General features: G+C 39.2%; 18 protein-coding genes and 1 tRNA gene. 16 read left to right on the top strand and 3 right to left on the bottom strand.

Annotation, left to right across the window (positions count from 1 at the left end; genetic code table 11):
* Window positions 1-117: 117 nt before the first annotated feature.
* Both yidC and NML75_RS02755 read right to left on the bottom strand, forming a co-directional pair.
* The gene (gene yidC, locus NML75_RS02760; RefSeq protein WP_004251633.1) at window positions 118-1,044 is read right to left on the bottom strand and encodes a membrane protein insertase YidC; all 927 of its coding nucleotides are present in this window, start codon (window positions 1,042-1,044) and stop codon (window positions 118-120) included.
* A 77-nt stretch (window positions 1,045-1,121) separates the two neighbouring features.
* Complete coding sequence (locus tag NML75_RS02755) at window positions 1,122-1,400, bottom strand: acylphosphatase (protein ID WP_004251635.1); 279 nt, start codon at window positions 1,398-1,400, stop codon at window positions 1,122-1,124.
* Window positions 1,401-1,433: 33 nt separating this feature from the next.
* On the opposite strand from NML75_RS02755, the gene NML75_RS02750 reads away from it, so the two are divergent.
* The 11 genes from NML75_RS02750 (at window position 1,434) to NML75_RS02700 (ending at window position 10,207) form a co-directional block, all read left to right on the top strand.
* Complete coding sequence (locus tag NML75_RS02750; RefSeq protein WP_004251643.1) at window positions 1,434-2,174, top strand: TrmH family RNA methyltransferase; 741 nt, start codon at window positions 1,434-1,436, stop codon at window positions 2,172-2,174.
* Window positions 2,175-2,227: 53 nt separating this feature from the next.
* Window positions 2,228-2,911: a Bax inhibitor-1/YccA family protein gene (locus tag NML75_RS02745; RefSeq protein ID WP_004251653.1), complete on the top strand. Its 684-nt coding sequence runs from the start codon at window positions 2,228-2,230 to the stop codon at window positions 2,909-2,911.
* Window positions 2,912-3,006: 95 nt separating this feature from the next.
* Entirely contained in the window at window positions 3,007-3,999 is a 993-nt protein-coding gene (gene asnA, locus NML75_RS02740; protein ID WP_004251655.1) for an aspartate--ammonia ligase, read from the top strand.
* Window positions 4,000-4,058: 59 nt separating this feature from the next.
* On the top strand, window positions 4,059-4,598 hold the full coding sequence (rsmD, locus tag NML75_RS02735; RefSeq protein ID WP_254733654.1) for a 16S rRNA (guanine(966)-N(2))-methyltransferase RsmD: 540 nt from the start codon (window positions 4,059-4,061) through the stop codon (window positions 4,596-4,598).
* The gene (coaD, locus tag NML75_RS02730) at window positions 4,588-5,076 is read left to right on the top strand and encodes a pantetheine-phosphate adenylyltransferase (protein WP_004251661.1); all 489 of its coding nucleotides are present in this window, start codon (window positions 4,588-4,590) and stop codon (window positions 5,074-5,076) included. Before rsmD ends, coaD begins: the two co-directional genes overlap by 11 nt.
* The gene (locus tag NML75_RS02725) at window positions 5,060-6,097 is read left to right on the top strand and encodes a SepM family pheromone-processing serine protease (protein WP_004251664.1); all 1,038 of its coding nucleotides are present in this window, start codon (window positions 5,060-5,062) and stop codon (window positions 6,095-6,097) included. Before coaD ends, NML75_RS02725 begins: the two co-directional genes overlap by 17 nt.
* 57 nt (window positions 6,098-6,154) lie before the next feature.
* Window positions 6,155-6,385 carry a DUF1146 family protein gene (locus NML75_RS02720; protein ID WP_033587493.1) on the top strand — a complete coding sequence of 77 codons (231 nt, stop codon included), beginning with the start codon at window positions 6,155-6,157 and terminating at the stop codon, window positions 6,383-6,385.
* A 24-nt stretch (window positions 6,386-6,409) separates the two neighbouring features.
* Window positions 6,410-7,702: a UDP-N-acetylglucosamine 1-carboxyvinyltransferase gene (gene murA / locus NML75_RS02715; protein ID WP_049494507.1), complete on the top strand. Its 1,293-nt coding sequence runs from the start codon at window positions 6,410-6,412 to the stop codon at window positions 7,700-7,702.
* On the top strand, window positions 7,689-7,883 hold the full coding sequence (locus NML75_RS02710; protein ID WP_053092421.1) for a DNA-directed RNA polymerase subunit beta: 195 nt from the start codon (window positions 7,689-7,691) through the stop codon (window positions 7,881-7,883). Before murA ends, NML75_RS02710 begins: the two co-directional genes overlap by 14 nt.
* 46 nt (window positions 7,884-7,929) lie before the next feature.
* Entirely contained in the window at window positions 7,930-8,757 is an 828-nt protein-coding gene (locus NML75_RS02705) for a DNA/RNA non-specific endonuclease (protein ID WP_247921919.1), read from the top strand.
* Window positions 8,758-8,875: 118 nt separating this feature from the next.
* Window positions 8,876-10,207 (top strand): hemolysin family protein, encoded by a 1,332-nt coding sequence (locus NML75_RS02700; protein ID WP_254733653.1) that lies wholly within the window; start codon window positions 8,876-8,878, stop codon window positions 10,205-10,207.
* 209 nt (window positions 10,208-10,416) lie between these two features.
* Here NML75_RS02700 and NML75_RS02695 read toward each other — a convergent pair.
* A tRNA-Cys gene (locus tag NML75_RS02695) sits at window positions 10,417-10,487 on the bottom strand.
* A gap of 178 nt (window positions 10,488-10,665) precedes the next feature.
* Between NML75_RS02695 and NML75_RS02690 the strand changes: the two genes are divergently transcribed.
* From NML75_RS02690 to NML75_RS02670, 5 genes are all read left to right on the top strand, one after another.
* Window positions 10,666-12,666, top strand: a complete 2,001-nt coding sequence (locus NML75_RS02690; protein ID WP_004251676.1) for a peptide ABC transporter substrate-binding protein — start codon at window positions 10,666-10,668, stop codon at window positions 12,664-12,666.
* 65 nt (window positions 12,667-12,731) lie between these two features.
* Window positions 12,732-14,228 (top strand): ABC transporter permease, encoded by a 1,497-nt coding sequence (locus tag NML75_RS02685; protein WP_004251679.1) that lies wholly within the window; start codon window positions 12,732-12,734, stop codon window positions 14,226-14,228.
* Window positions 14,228-15,154 (top strand): oligopeptide ABC transporter permease OppC, encoded by a 927-nt coding sequence (oppC, locus tag NML75_RS02680; protein WP_004251681.1) that lies wholly within the window; start codon window positions 14,228-14,230, stop codon window positions 15,152-15,154. The genes NML75_RS02685 and oppC overlap by 1 nt, the downstream gene beginning before the upstream one ends.
* Window positions 15,155-15,162: 8 nt before the next feature.
* The gene (locus tag NML75_RS02675) at window positions 15,163-16,230 is read left to right on the top strand and encodes an ABC transporter ATP-binding protein (RefSeq protein ID WP_004251684.1); all 1,068 of its coding nucleotides are present in this window, start codon (window positions 15,163-15,165) and stop codon (window positions 16,228-16,230) included.
* A 10-nt stretch (window positions 16,231-16,240) separates the two neighbouring features.
* Entirely contained in the window at window positions 16,241-17,167 is a 927-nt protein-coding gene (locus tag NML75_RS02670; protein ID WP_004251696.1) for an ATP-binding cassette domain-containing protein, read from the top strand.
* The last annotated feature ends 107 nt before the right edge of the window (window positions 17,168-17,274 follow it).

Below are 17,274 nucleotides of genomic sequence, written 5' to 3'. Positions count from 1 at the left end.
GGATTTAAATAAATTAAGATGTGAAAGTAGATAATAAAAACGAATGAATGATACCTAGTTCATGAAAACTAATTGTCATTCATTCGTTTTTTTAATTATTGGATAGCACACGTAGCTTTATCTAGAATGTTGTTTTCCAGAATTGCGTTTTTTATTTTTCTTCTTAGCAGAAGTTGAGATAACTGCAGCTGATTCAGGAGTTACATCTTTACGAGTAGCTGAAGTTTTGCTTGCTTGTGGTGGGTTCTTGGCATATTCTTCGCGTACTTTTTTACGAAGTTTTGGACGAATGATGTAGTTGACGATGAATTGTTGAAGGATCATCATGAAACCACCGACAACCCAGTAAAGCGTAACGCTGGCTGGTGAGAAAATTGAGAACATGACAATCATCATTGGACTCATGTAAATCATCTTCTTAAGTTGTTCTCTTTGAGTCTCGTCTTCAACTCCGTGTAGTGAAAGGAGCGATTGGACGTAGTAGAGAACACCTGCACAGGCGATAAGAATCCAACTTGGAGAACCAAGTGCGATTCCTAAGAAGCTAGCTTCAGAAACACCTTCTGTATGTTGAGCAGCAAAGTAGATCGCTGAGAAGAAAGGCATTTGGATGAGGAGAGGGAAACATCCTACTCCGCCAAACATGCTGATACCGTGCTCTTTTTGAGCAGCAAAGAGAGCTTGTTGGGCTTCAAGTTTTTCTTCTTGAGTCGTTGCTTCTTTCAGACGAGTTTGATGTGGCTCAAGAACATGCTTGAGGGCGTTCATCTTTTCAGAATGAAGCGTTGCCTTCCATGATTGGTAGATACCAAGTGGCAAAATAATCAAGCGGACGATAATGGTTACGATAATAATAGCGACCCCGAAGCCTAGCCCTTTATCAGTAGCAAAGTACTTGATAGCTTCAGCCATAGGTGCTCCAATTGTATTCCAAATAAATCCTGTTGGTTGTCCAGTTGCTTTATCAACCTGGACACAGCCTGTCAAGACTAATAGCATAGCCACTCCCATGATAGAGAGGGCGATTCGTTTAATTGATTTCACTGTTTTTATTCCTTCTTTAAAAATTATACCTTTCTATTCTACTTTTTTTTTTGAAAATATACAATAGTTCTAGAGACCTAATTTGCTACTTTGAAATCTGAATAGGATGGGAAGTTGCTCAATTGAACATCTAGATAAGTTACTTTTGAGAAGGGAGTAGGTCCTTTTCGGATTTCTTGGATGAACTTAGCCATGATAGCTGAAGACTCTGCTTGGGCAAGAATTTCAACGGTTCCGTCATCGTTGTTCCAGACACGACCAGTGATTCCACCTATTTCGAGGGCAAGGGTATAGACGCCCCAGCGGAAACCAACGCCTTGAACGCGACCCTGTGCGATCATTTTGACCTTTTGCATACCAAACCTCCTTGATTGTGTTATAATACTCCTATGACTATTATAACCTCTAAAGCCAATTCTGTGGTAAAAAATGCCAAGAAATTGCATCAAAAAAAATATCGAAAATCTTCTTATTTAATTGAAGGATGGCATTTGTTTGAAGAGGCTGTTCAAGCAGGTGCAATTATAGAGAAAATATTTGCCCTGTCAGAGTATGGTGAAAAATTAACGGACTATCCTCAGACCGTCTTTGTGGCCGAAGAAATCTTGCTTGATTTAGCAGATTCACAAACTCCTCAGGGCATTGTAGCCATTGTTCAAAAGGAAGAAGAGCAGTTGCCGGATTTCACCTCTGGAAAATATCTTTTCTTGGAAGACGTGCAGGATCCTGGAAATGTTGGCACAATGATCCGAACGGCAGATGCGGCAGGTTTTTCTGGAGTCATTGTTTCAAGCAAGTCAGCAGATATTTATAGCTTGAAGACTCTCCGATCCATGCAGGGCAGCCATTTTCATTTGCCGATTTATCGGATGCCTGTTGAAACTTTTGTTGAAGAGGCTAAAAAGAGCAATTTACCAATTCTGGCAACTACTTTGTCCCAAAACTCTAAAGATTATCGTGAGCTTGCTCAGCTAGAAGATTTCGCCTTGGTCATGGGAAATGAAGGTCAAGGAATCAGTCAATTCATGACAGACCAGGCAGACCAACTGGTTCATATTACCATGAAAGGGCAAGCGGAAAGTCTCAACGTTGCCATTGCTGCAGGCATACTCATGTTTTATTTGAGTTAAAATAGTTTATTTTTGTTATAATCAGTAAAAAGATTTCATAAGGAGAAAAAGATATGAATCAAACAATTATTCAAGAACGTTCTGGTCTGAATCAATTTTATGCAAAAGTATATGCTTTTGTAGGGATCGGGATTGCTTTATCTGCAATCGTTTCAGCCTTGATGTTAACAACCTTCCAAGATCTTCTGGTTCAGTTAATGCTTAACGCCCGCATATGGTTAATTGTCACAGGAATTGTAGAAGTAGCTCTAGTGATTTTTGCGAGTGGTTTAGCGATAAAGAATAGTCCAGCAACCTTTCCAATATTCCTGCTCTATTCAGCGGTCAATGGTTTTTCACTAAGCTTCATTGTGTCGCTCTATCTTCCTGGGACAGTTTTGACAGCCTTTATCTCCAGTGCAGCCCTCTTCTTCGTGATGGCTATCATAGGAGTAGTCATTAAAAAGGATTTGAGTGGAATCGGTCGTGCTTTGATTGCAGCCCTATTTGGTTTGATACTAGCTATGGTTGTCAATATCTTCTTAAATAGTGACCTAATGGATTACATTATTAGTATTGTTATGGTGCTTGTTTTTGCAGGTCTCATTGCTTGGGATAATCAAAAAATTCGTTATGTTTACGAAGAGTCAGATGGTCAGGTCGCTACAGGTTGGGCAATTTCTTTAGCACTTAGCCTCTACCTCGACTTTATCAACCTCTTCCTTAGCTTCCTACGAATCTTTGGACGTGACGATTAATACTTTTAGAGCTCAAATGAGCTCTTTTTTAATTTTTACTTTCATTTTTAATAACAAAAAGGTATAATCTTTTTATTATTCAAAAGGAGGAACGTATGAAGAAAAGTTTTATCCATCAGCAAGAAGAGATTTCCTTTGTAAAAAATACCTTTACCCAATATTTAAAAGATAAGTTAGAAGTAGTAGAAGTGCAAGGACCAATCTTGAGTAAGGTTGGTGATGGAATGCAGGACAACCTTTCAGGTATTGAACATCCAGTTTCAGTTAAGGTTTTGCAGATTCCTAATGAGACCTATGAAGTGGTGCATTCACTTGCTAAGTGGAAACGCCATACCTTGGCTCGTTTTGGTTTTGGTGAGGGAGAAGGTCTCTTCGTTCACATGAAGGCTCTTCGTCCAGATGAAGACTCACTAGATGCGACTCACTCAGTTTATGTTGACCAGTGGGACTGGGAAAAGGTCATTCCAAACGGACATCGCAATCTTGCATATCTTAAAGAGACAGTTGAAAAGATTTATAAGGCCATTCGTTTGACAGAGTTGGCAGTCGAAGCCCGCTATGATATTGAGTCAATCTTGCCGAAGCAAATTACCTTTATCCATACTGAAGAGTTGGTTGAACGCTATCCAGACTTAACACCTAAAGAACGTGAAAATGCTATCTGTAAGGAATTCGGTGCAGTCTTCTTGATTGGTATCGGTGGTGTATTGTCAGATGGAAAACCTCATGACGGACGTGCACCGGACTATGATGACTGGACAACAGAATCTGAAAATGGCTATAAGGGTCTGAACGGGGACATTCTAGTTTGGAATGAGAATCTTGGTGCAGCCTTTGAGTTGTCTTCAATGGGGATTCGTGTCGATGAAGACACTCTTCGTCGTCAGGTAGCTATTACAGGAGATGAAGACCGCTTATCTCTTGAATGGCATAAGGCTCTCTTGAATGGACTCTTCCCATTGACAATTGGTGGAGGAATTGGACAGTCTCGTATGGCCATGTTCTTACTTCGTAAGAAGCACATCGGTGAAGTTCAAACCAGTGTTTGGCCACAAGAAGTTAGAGATACTTACGAGAATATTCTTTAATCAATCGAACCGAGAGGTTCGATTTTCTTATTTCATCAGAATTTGGTATAATATACCTTATGAAAATCGTATCAGGAATCTACGGAGGACGTCCTTTAAAGACCTTGGACGGGAAAACAACGAGGCCGACATCGGACAAGGTCCGAGGGGCTATTTTCAATATGATTGGCCCTTACTTTGAAGGAGGGCGTGTGCTAGATCTCTATACTGGTAGTGGGGGCTTATCCATTGAAGCAGTTTCAAGAGGGATGTCCAGCGCTGTCCTAGTTGAGAAGGATCGCCGAGCACAGAATATTGTGGCAGAAAACATTCAGATGACCAAGGAAACCTCTAAATTTCAATTATTGAAAATGGAATCCAGTCGCGCATTGGAGCAAGTGGATGGTGTCTTTGATCTCATCTTTTTGGACCCTCCCTATGCAAAGGAACAGATCGTATCCGACATTGAAAAAATGGCTGAGAGAAATCTTTTTTCAGAAGATGTCATGGTGGTCTGCGAGACCGATAAATCAGTAGAGCTTCCAGAAGAAATCGCCTGTTTAGGCATCTGGAAGGAAAAAATATATGGGATTAGTAAGGTGACGGTTTATGTCAGATAAAATTGGGCTATTTACAGGTTCGTTTGATCCAATTACCAATGGTCATTTGGACCTTATTGAACGCGCAAGTAAGCTCTTTGATAGATTGTATGTGGGAATTTTTTATAATCCACACAAAAATGGATTTTTACCGATAGAAAGTCGGCTAGAGACGGTTGAAAAAGCGGTGGGACACCTTAAAAATGTCCAAGTCATTGCCTCTCATGATGAATTAGTCGTTGATGTTGCTAGAAAACTGGGTGTCCATGTTCTTGTTCGTGGTTTGCGTAACGCTGCGGATCTTCAGTATGAAGCCAGTTTTGATTTTTACAACCATCAATTAGCAGGAGAGATTGAGACAGTCTATCTCCATAGTCGCCCAGAGCATGTTTACATCAGCTCTTCAGCTGTGAGAGAACTATTGAAGTTTGGTCAAGATATTAGCAAGTATGTACCAAATGCTGTCTTAGAGGAGTTAAAGAATGAAGAAAAAAACTAGATGGCCCATATATTTAATCATCGGGCTCATTATCACTTTTATATCTTTTACGGTACCACTTCCTTATTACATTGAGGTGCCAGGGACTTCAGAAGATATTCGAAAGGTTTTACAAGTAAATAACCAATCTGACCAAGAAGAAGGTTCCTACCAATTTGTAACAGTTGGAGTTAAGCACGCTAGACTGGTTGACTTGGTTTATGCTTGGCTAACACCTTTTACGGACATACATAGTGCTAAAGAGATGACTGGTGGTTCGTCAGATGCGGAATTTATGCGAATCAACCAGTTTTACATGGAAACTTCGCAGAACATGGCCAAATATCAAGGTCTGAAGGCAGCGGGCAAGGAGATAGAACTCAAATACCTGGGAGTCTATGTTTTGACCGTAACAGATAACTCAACCTTCAAGGGTATTCTCAATATCGCTGACACAGTAACGGCTGTCAATGATAAGACTTTTGAGAGTTCTAAGGAGATGGTCGACTACGTTAATTCTCAAACGCTAGGTGACAAGGTTAAGGTTACTTACCAAGAAGACGGGAAAGTCAAAACCGCTGAAGGAAAAATCATTACTCTGGAAAATGGGAAAAACGGTATTGGAATCGGTTTGATTGACCGCACAGAAGTGTCAAGTGACGTGCCAATCAAGTTTTCAACTGCTGGCATTGGTGGTCCGAGTGCTGGAATGATGTTTAGTTTATCCATCTATACGCAAATTGCAGATCCAACTCTTCGAAATGGACGTATCATTGCTGGTACAGGAAGTATCGACAGAGATGGAAATGTTGGTGATATTGGTGGAATTGACAAAAAAGTTGTTGCTGCTGCAAAAAAAGGAGCTACTGTATTCTTTGCTCCTAACAATCCAGTAACTGAAGAAGCTAAAAAGGCCAATCCTAATGCTAAAAGTAATTATGACACGGCTGTAGAAGCGGCTGAAATGATTAAAACAGACATGAAGATTGTTCCTGTAAAAACACTTCAGGATGCAATTGATTACTTGAAAAACAACCCATAGAATATAGTGCAAGTCCATAGACTAGCGTAGAAAAAAAGAAGATGGTATAATAGGCAGATGATTCAATTGTTTTTTACTCTCAGTAGTCATATGTTTTTTGTCTACCTAGTTTTTCAACTTTTGAAAGATTTAGTCAAATGGGATCAAATTTTGAAGGTGACCAAGGACAATGCGAGGAAGGTACGACTTTTGGTAGTATTGTGTAGTATCGGTTTAGGATATCTAATCAGTTCTTTTTTCCTAAATCTCTACCAATTATGGCAAGAAGCTGTACGGACATTATTCTAAATTCGAAAGTAAAGGAAAATATTTATGGAAAAAATTGTAGTTCGAGGTGGCGATAATCGCCTTGTCGGAAGTGTTACCATTGAGGGCGCGAAAAATGCAGTTTTGCCACTACTTGCGGCGACAATTTTAGCAAGCGAAGGAAAAACAGTTTTAAAAAATGTTCCTATCCTATCGGATGTCTTTACCATGAACCAAGTAGTTCGTGGATTAAATGCGAAAGTTAATTTTGATCAAGATGCACACATTGTTGAAGTGGATGCGACAGATGATATCACAGAAGAAGCTCCCTATAAGTATGTTAGCAAGATGCGTGCTTCTATTGTAGTCTTGGGTCCAATCCTAGCTAGGGTTGGTCACGCTAAAGTTTCGATGCCAGGTGGTTGTACAATTGGTAGTCGTCCGATTGACCTTCACCTTAAAGGTTTGGAAGCAATGGGGGCTAAGATTACCCAAACAGCTGGCTATATCGAAGCTAAGGCAGAACGCTTGCATGGGGCCCATATCTATATGGACTTTCCTAGTGTTGGGGCAACCCAAAACTTGATGATGGCTGCAACGCTAGCTGATGGCGTAACTGTTATCGAAAATGCTGCGCGTGAACCTGAAATTGTAGACTTGGCTGTCCTCTTGAATAAAATGGGAGCTAAAGTCAAAGGCGCAGGAACAGAGAGCATTACCATCACTGGTGTTGAAAACTTGCATGGTGCAACCCATAACGTTGTTCAAGACCGCATCGAAGCAGGGACATTCATGGTTGCTGCTGCAATGACAGGTGGAGATGTCCTGATTCAAGATGCTATCTGGGAACACAACCGTCCCTTGTTGGCGAAATTACAAGAAATGGGTGTTGAAGTCATCGATGAGGATGAAGGTATCCGCATCCGTTCTCAACGGGACAAACTAAAAGCAGTTCATGTCAAGACCTTACCACATCCAGGGTTTCCTACGGACATGCAGGCGCAGTTTACTGCTCTTATGACGGTTGCTCAAGGAGAATCAACTATGGTTGAGACAGTTTTTGAGAATCGTTTCCAACATCTAGAGGAAATGCGTCGCATGGGCTTGCATTCTGAGATTATCCGTGACACTGCTCGTATTGTTGGCGGGCAACCTCTCCAAGGGGCAGAAGTGCTGTCTACGGACCTTCGTGCAAGTGCAGCCTTGATATTGACAGGCTTAGTGGCCGAGGGTGAGACTGTTGTTGGAAAACTTGTCCATTTGGATAGAGGTTATTATCGTTTTCATGAAAAGTTAGCTCAGTTAGGAGCTAATATTGAACGGGTAAGTGTGGAAGCTGATGAAGATGAAGATGAATAAAGAAGTAGCTTATGTGCTGCGTCGATTTCTTTTAGTCATCATTGTTTTACTTTTAGGTCTCTTAGCACTTGGAATTGGCTTGATGATTGGCTACGGTATCTTAGGCAAGGGGCAAGATCCATGGGCGATTTTAGCTCCAGAAAAATGGCATGAGTTAATTGCGAAATTTACAGGAAAATAGGCTGGGAGACCAGTCTTTTTCTAGGAAGTGAAATGAAGGAGAAAGTATGAACAAAAAAACAAGGCAGGCCCTAATTGGTCTCTTGCTCTTTTTGCTCTTGTCAGCAGGAAGCTACTATATTAAACAAATGCAGTATTCCAACACTGCACCACAAACACGAGTAAAAGAAAAATCCCAGTCGTCTGATGCTCCAAGTCAAGAACTGGCCGAGAGTGTACTGACTGATTCGGTAAAAAAACAAATAAAGGGTACTATTGAGTGGAATGGAGCAGGTGCCTTTATCGTAAATGGGAACAAAACGAACTTAGATGCAAAGGTTTCAAGTAAACCCTATGCTGATAACAAGACAAAAACTGTAGGTGGGGAGACGGTTCCAACTGTGGCTAATGCCCTTATGTCAAAAGCAACAAGACAGTACAAAGACCGTGAAGAAACCGGTAATGGTTCAACTTCTTGGACCCCAGCAGGATGGCATCAAGTCAAAAACCTAAAAGGGACTTATAATCACGCTGTAGATAGAGGACATTTATTAGGCTATGCCTTGATTGGTGGTTTAGATGGTTTTGATGCATCTACTAGCAATCCCAAAAATATCGCTGTACAAACAGCCTGGGCCAACCAAGCACGCGCAGAAGATTCGACTGGACAAAACTACTATGAAAGTTTAGTTCGAAAGGCTTTGGATCAAAATAAGCGCGTGCGTTACCGTGTCACATTGCTCTACGCTACAGAAGAAGATTTGGTTCCTTCTGCATCTCAGATTGAAGCCAAATCATCTGATGGTGAATTGGAGTTTAACGTCGTAGTTCCTAACGTTCAAAAGGGAATTCAGTTAGATTACCGAACAGGAAAAGTAACTGTTACAAAGAACTAATAGATAGTCGGTCCCTTATTGTTTCGGTAGGGGATTTACTATAGAAATCACAATTTAATGTGTAGAAGTTGAAAAATATGGTATAATAGTCACAATTATACTTTTTAGGAGAAGGAAAATGGAAGACCCGAGCAGTCAGGATTTGTTACTGCAATTTGTATTATTAGTTGTTTTGACCTTTTTAAATGCTTTTTTCTCTGCTACAGAGATGGCTATGATTTCTCTTAGTCGCTCACGTGTTGAACAAAAGGCTGAAGAGGGGGATAAACGCTATATCCGTTTGCTAAAGGTACTTGAAAACCCCAATCACTTTTTATCAACCATTCAAGTTGGTATTACTTTAATTACAATCTTGTCAGGGGCTAAACTAGCAGACTCTCTAGGACAATTGATAGCCTCATGGATGGGAAATAGCGAAACTGCGCACGCAATCGCAAGCTTCCTGTCACTTGCTTTCTTGACCTATATCTCTATCGTTTTTGGTGAACTTTATCCTAAACGCATTGCTCTAAATCTTAAGGATGCCTTGGCAATCCGAACTGTACCATTTATTATTGCTCTCGGTAAGATTGTGAGTCCCTTTGTTTGGATGCTATCTGCATCAACCAATCTTTTGAGCCGTTTAACGCCGATGACATTTGACGATGCAGACGAAAAAATGACTCGTGATGAGATTGAGTACATGCTGACTAAGAGCGAAGAAACTTTGGATGCTGATGAAATCGAGATGTTGCAGGGGATTTTCTCACTAGATGAGCTTATGGCGCGTGAAGTCATGGTTCCTCGAACAGATGCCTTTATGGTAGATATCAAAGATGACACTCAGACTATTATCGAAAGTATCTTAAAACAAAATTTTTCTCGAATTCCTGTTTATGACGGCGATAAGGACAATGTTATTGGTTTGATTCATACAAAGAGTCTGCTAAAAGCAGGGTTTACCGATGGTTTTGATAATATTGTATTGAGAAAGATATTACAGGAACCTCTATTTGTACCAGAAACTATTTTTGTGGACGATTTGTTAAAAGAACTAAGAAATTCACAAAGACAGATGGCAATTCTTCTTGATGAATACGGAGGAATGGCTGGTTTGGTAACACTTGAGGATCTCCTTGAAGAGATTGTTGGTGAGATTGATGATGAAACTGACCGTGCTGAAGTCTATGTTCATACTATCGGCGAGGACACTCATATTGTCCAAGGGACAATGAATTTGAACGATTTCAATGACTATTTTGATGTTGTTCTTGAAAGTGACGATGTAGATACCATTGCTGGGTACTATTTGACTGGTGTGGGAACTATTCCAACATCTGAGAAACTCAGTTATGAGTTAGATAGTGGCAACAAGCATATCACCTTGACAAATGACAAGGTCAAAAATGGTCGTGTCACCAAGCTTAAGGTTCAAATTCAAGAACTTGAATCAGAAGAAGAAACTGAATAAAACAAAAGCTTTATCAGAGAAAACTGATAAAGCTTTTTTGAGCGGTCTTTTTTTGTTTACCCTGAGAGCTTGGATTTTAAATCCAAGCTCTAAAAAACACCCTCGCCCCAAAAGTTTTTAAAGTTATCTTTTTTATACGAAAATAAAAATAAAAAAGCCCATAAAAATGGGCTTTTTTTCGGATAAATTCCTATAAAATAGTATAAAAAAGGCGGTAGACGGATTTGAACCGACGATCAAGCTTTTGCAGAGCCGTGCCTTACCACTTGGCTATACCGCCTTAACTTTTATTATTATACCTTGAAAATTGTTTCTCGTCAATAGTTTTCTTTTCTGAAAACATAAGATTCAAATGTGTAAAAAAACATGCGACAAAATATTCTGAAAATTCGTTTACTTTTTAAAAAAACTGTGGTATAATCTTCAATATCCACTATTTAAAACGAGGAGTTTAAAAAATGAAAAAAAGTCGGATTCTTGCGGTAGCGGGAGTATCCTTGCTTGCAGTCGGAGTACTTGCTGCATGTTCAAATTCAAATTCAAATGCAGGCTCAAGCAATACAAAATTAGCATCAGATTATAAATACGTTTATTCAGTTGATCCTGAAACATTGGATTACGTTGTTAACAACGTTGATTCTACTTCTTTTGTGACGACAAATGCGGTAGATGGTTTGCTTGCTAACGATAAATATGGAAACCTTGTACCATCGATTGCTGAATCATGGACAGTTTCACAAGACGGTTTGACTTATACTTATAAAATCCGTAAGGATGCTAAGTGGGTTACTGCTGAAGGAGAAGAATATGCTCCAGTTAAAGCCCAAGACTTTGTGACAGGTTTGAAACACGCGGTAGAAGGCAAATCAAAAGGTTTGTCAGTTATTAGTTCTTCAATCAAAGGACTTAGTGCTTACATTAACGGTGAAACAAACGATTTTTCAACTGTTGGTATAAAAGCAGTTGACGATAACACTCTTGAGTATACATTGAATCAGCCAGAGACTTTCTGGAATGACAAAACAACAAATGGCGTGATGATGCCAATCAACGAAGATTTCCTTAAATCAAAAGGGGAAGGCTTTGGTGCACCTACAGATCCATCATCTATTTTGTATAATGGACCGTTTGTTTTGAAATCAATCACTGCTAAGTCTTCGATTGAGATGGCTAAGAACGATGCTTATTGGGATAAAGACGCTGTTAAAATTCAAAACATCAAATTTACTTACTGGGATGGGAAAGACCAAGATATCGTTGCTAAAGGATTCTCAGAAGGACAATACAGTAAAGCTCGGATCTATCCTACTAGCTCAACGTATGAAAAATATGCTTCTGAGTTCAAAGATAATATCTTCTTTAACGAACCAGGATCAGCTATCGCTACTGTAAGTGTGAACTATGGTCGTACAACTTATAACCATACCTCAAAAACAACAGATAGCCAAAAAGAATCTACAAGAAAAGCTTTGCTAAACAAAGAATTCCGTCAAGCCCTTAACTTTGCGGTAGACCGTAATTCTTACTCAGCTCAGACAAATGGTACAGATGGTGCTGCAGTTGCAATCCGTAATACATTCTCACCATATAATCTTCAAGTTGGAGACAAACAGTTTGGTAAACTTGTAGAAGAAAGTCTTGCGAAGACAAACTCAAGCACATGGTCAAACGTATCGCTTGCTGATTCGCAAAATGGTCTTTACAACGAAGAAAAAGCTAAAGCTGCCTTTGCTAAAGCAAAAGAAAGCTTGAAAGCAGAAGGGGTAGAATTCCCAATTCACTTGGATGCTCTAACAATCCAAGAGTCTACAGCAGTTGTAAACCGTGTTCAATCACTTAAACAGTCTATTGAAAACGTACTTGGAGCTGACAATGTTGTCATCGATCTTCAACAAATGACCCAAGCAGAAGCTTTACCACTTTCATTTAGTGCTCCAACAGCTAAAGAACAAGACTGGGATATTCATACCTTGACTGGATGGAATCCTGATTACCAAGATCCATCAACTTTCTTAGACCAGTTCACGATTAAAGGTGGTAATACTCGTTTGATTATGGGTATCGATAAAGATACTGATGCATCAGTTATCCAAAAACTTGGTTTGTCTGACTATGAAAAATTACTTGATGAAGCAAACAAAGAAAATCAAGACGTTCAAAAACGTTATGAAAAATATGCCCTTGCACAAGCTTGGTTAACAGACAACGGTTTGACAATTCCTGTAATGGCAGGTCCGAAAGAAACTGCTGTATCATTTGTATCTAAAGTTATTCCATTTACTTCTTCATACTCAGTTGCGGGTCTTAAAGGAGAAACCTCAGGTTACTTGAAGTACACTGAAGTTGGTGAAAAACCTATTACAAAAGAAGAATACCAAAAAGCTCGTGAAAAATGGCTCAAAGAAAAAGCTGAATCAAATGAAAAAGCTCAAAAAGAATTAGCGAGCCACGTGAAATAAATAATGCTCATCAGAACTTTCTCTCCAAAAGGAGAAGGTTCTTTTGGGATTTTAAAGGAAATAATATGAAAAAATATGTTTTTATGCGTATCTTGCGGTCGTTAGTTTCTATCTTTTTAGTAACGACCTTGATTTACACAATCATCTATACGATGGTTCCACGGAAGTTGATCTTCAAACAAGATACTAACTACAATAAAATTGCAACAACAGCTGATAAACGTGATAACTATGAAAATACCGTTTTTGAGCGTATGGGTTATATCGAATATTACGATACGAAAGAGTTGCAGGAAAAAGCTAGTAGCATTGACCCTTCTGTAACCGTTGATGCAAACGATACAAATAAAGCTATCTACGAAAAATATATCCAACAACTTGGTAACGGTTGGACTTTGGGTGTATTCACAGAGAGCGGACAATTCTATGCGACTCGTGAAATTCCTATTTTTGAGCGTGTGTTCAAATTCTATGCAAACTTGCTTGATATTGACCATACAAACAAGATTCAAGATCCAGAAAATCCTAATTTAGAGCGTTATTTGCGATTTGAAAACGATCCAGCTATTGGATGGTCTTTGGTAGGTTCAGGGACTAAACATAAATACCTCTTGTACTTCAACAGTCAATTCCCATTTGTTCATCAAAACTTTGTGAACTTAAACTTAGGAGATTCTTATCCAACTTATGCCAATACTCCTGTGCTTCAAGTTATCACACAAGGACAAGGACAAACCAAGACTTCTGAAGTTCAATTCCCAACTGGTAAGAAAACATCATCAGTCAATATCTACTCAAGAACTTATAAATCTCCAAGTCAAGCAGATGCACGTGAAGTAGCAAACTATGGTAAGGATGATCCATACACAGCTACTGAAAGTAACTATCAGTATCCATCAATGATTGCAAGTTCTGCTATCACAGGTTTGATTGGTCTTGCTATTTCATACGCGATTGCAATTCCACTTGGTTCTGCAATGGCTCGTTACAAAAATACTTGGATTGATAGTTTCTCTACAGGAATTTTGACTTTCTTGCTTGCCCTTCCAACCATTGCCTTGGTTTATATCATTCGTTTGATTGGTTCATCTATCGGATTTCCTGATTCATTCCCAATTTTGGGTGCTGGAGATTGGCGTTCTTATGTCCTTCCTGCAGTGATTTTGGGCTTGTTGGGTGCACCTGGTATGGCAATTTGGATTCGTCGTTACATGATTGACTTACAATCTCAAGACTTTGTTCGTTTTGCACGTGCAAAAGGTCTATCTGAGAAAGAAATTTCAAATAAACACATCTTTAAGAACGCTATGGTACCGCTCGTTTCAGGTATTCCAGGTTCTATTATTGGTGTTATCGGTGGAGCAACTCTTACAGAAACAGTCTTCGCTTTCCCTGGTATGGGTAAAATGCTGATTGACTCTGTAAAAGCATCAAACAACAATATGGTTGTTGGTCTTGTCTTTATCTTTACATGTATCTCTATCTTCTCATTATTTGTAGGGGATATTTGGATGACTATGATTGACCCACGTATTAAATTGACAGAGAAAGGAGGCAAATAATGTCTACAATTAGTAATGATAAATTTCAATTTGTAAAACGTGATGATTATGCCTCTGAAGCAATTGATACTCCTGCCTATTCATACTGGGGTTCTGTCTTTAGACAGTTTTTGAAGAAAAAATCAACAGTCATCATGCTCGGTATCTTGATTGCCATCGTTTTGATGAGTTTCATCTATCCAATGTTCTCAGATTTTGACTTTAACGATGTAAGTAAGGTAAATGATTTTAGTGCTCGCTATATCAAACCGAATGGTGAACATTGGTTTGGTACAGATAGTAACGGGAAATCTCTCTTTGATGGTGTCTGGTTTGGAGCTCGTAACTCTATCTTGATTTCTGTAATTGCGACCTTTATAAACCTTGTTATCGGTGTGATTGTAGGTGGAATTTGGGGTATTTCAAAATCAGTAGACCGTATCATGATGGAAGTCTACAACGTTATCAACAATATTCCATCGTTATTGATCGTTATCGTTTTGACTTACTCTATCGGTGCAGGTTTCTGGAACTTGATTTTCGCCATGAGTGTAACTACATGGATTGGTATTGCTTATTCTATCCGTATTCAAATCATGCGTTATCGTGATTTGGAATATAACCTTGCTTCTCAGACACTGGGGACACCGACATATAAAATTATAGTAAAAAATATTATGCCTCAGTTGGTATCTGTTATCGTAACGACTTTGACGCAAATGCTTCCAGCCTTTATCTCATATGAAGCTTTCCTTTCATTCTTTGGACTCGGATTGCCGATTACAGTTCCAAGTTTGGGACGTTTGATCTCAGATTATTCTCAGAACGTAACTACAAATGCCTACCTCTTCTGGATTCCATTGACAACTTTGGTTTTGGTTTCCTTATCACTTTTCATTGTTGGACAAAATTTAGCCGATGCTAGTGATCCACGTACACACAGATAGGAGTAGAAATGACAAATAATAAAAATGTAATTTTATCTGCTCAAGATATTGTCGTGGAATTTGATGTTCGTGACAAAGTTTTGACCGCTATCCGCGGAGTTTCTCTTGAGTTGATTGAAGGAGAAGTTCTTGCCTTGGTTGGAGAATCTGGTTCGGGTAAATCAGTTTTGACAAAAACTTTTACAGGAATGTTAGAAGAAAACGGGCGTATTGCTCAGGGGAGCATCGATTACCGTGGACAAGACCTAACAGCACTTTCGTCTCACAAAGATTGGGAACAAATTCGTGGGGCCAAGATTGCAACTATCTTCCAAGATCCTATGACTAGTTTGGACCCAATCAAAACAATCGGAAGCCAAATTACTGAAGTTATCATTAAACACCAAGGTAAAACAGCAAAAGAAGCAAAAGAAATGGCTATCGACTACATGAATAAGGTTGGTATTCCTGATGCTGAAAAGCGTTTTGAGGAGTATCCATTCCAATATTCTGGAGGGATGCGTCAACGTATCGTTATCGCTATTGCTCTTGCGTGTCGTCCAGATGTTCTTATCTGTGATGAGCCAACAACTGCCCTTGATGTGACGATTCAGGCTCAGATTATTGACTTGTTGAAGTCTCTACAAAATGAATACCACTTTACAACAATCTTTATCACACACGACCTTGGTGTGGTAGCAAGTATTGCTGACAAAGTTGCGGTTATGTATGCTGGTGAAATCGTTGAGTATGGTACAGTTGAGGAAATCTTCTACGATCCACGTCACCCATACACATGGAGCCTCTTATCAAGTTTGCCACAGTTGGCTGACGATAAAGGGGAATTGTATTCAATTCCGGGAACACCTCCATCACTTTATACAGAATTGAAGGGAGATGCTTTTGCTCTTCGTTCAGATTACGCAATGAAAATTGATTTCGAAGAAAAAGCACCCCAATTTGCTGTTTCAGATACTCATTGGGCTAAAACATGGTTACTTCATGAGCAAGCACCAAAAGTTGCAAAACCAGCAGTAATTGCAAATTTACATGACAAGATTCGTGAGAGAATGGGTCTTGTTCATCTGGAAAACTAGGAGGAAGGAAATGTCTGAAAAATTAGTAGAAATTAAAGACTTAGAGATTTCCTTCGGTGAAGGAAGTAAAAAGTTTGTAGCTGTTAAAAATGCTAACTTCTTTATCAACAAAGGTGAAACATTCTCACTTGTTGGAGAATCAGGTAGTGGTAAAACAACAATTGGTCGTGCAATTATCGGTTTGAATAATACCAGCAAAGGTGATATCATCTTTGATGGTCAAAAAATTAATGGTAAAAAATCACGTACTCAAGCGTCAGAATTAGTCCGCCGAATCCAAATGATTTTCCAAGACCCTGCTGCTAGTTTGAATGAACGTGCAACAGTTGACTATATTATTTCTGAAGGTCTTTATAACTATCACCTATTTAAGGATGAGGAAGAAAGACAAGAAAAAGTTAAAAAGATTATCAGTGAAGTTGGACTTTTGTCTGAGCATTTGACGCGTTATCCTCATGAGTTTTCAGGTGGACAACGTCAACGTATCGGGATTGCCCGCGCTTTGGTTATGGAACCTGATTTCGTTATCGCGGATGAGCCAATTTCAGCCTTGGACGTTTCTGTTCGTGCCCAAGTTTTGAACTTGCTCAAGAAATTCCAAAAAGAATTGGGCTTGACCTATCTCTTTATCGCCCACGATTTGTCAGTAGTTCGTTTTATCTCTGATCGTATCGCGGTAATTTATAAGGGTGTCATTGTTGAAGTGGCTGAAACTGAAGAATTGTTTAACAATCCAGTTCATCCATATACACAAGCACTTTTATCAGCTGTACCGATTCCAGATCCAATCTTGGAACGTAAGAAAGTTTTGAAAGTCTATGATCCAGACCAACACGACTACGAAACTGATAAACCGTCTATGGTTGAAATTCGTCCAGGACATTATGTTTGGGCTAACCAAGCAGAATTGGAACGCTATAAAAAAGATATGAACTAATGAAAAGTTTTATAATCTTCCTAGTATTATTCTAGAAAGGTTATGAAACTTTTTTATTTTGCAGATAAAAACTTGATAAACTATATAAATTTGATATACTGAATACA

Source organism: Streptococcus sp. CF4-3, assembly GCF_024295385.1.
Lineage (GTDB): Bacteria > Bacillota > Bacilli > Lactobacillales > Streptococcaceae > Streptococcus > Streptococcus infantis_I.
Note: the sequence above shows the minus strand (reverse complement) of the source record. Positions and strands in the feature narration are given on the sequence as shown.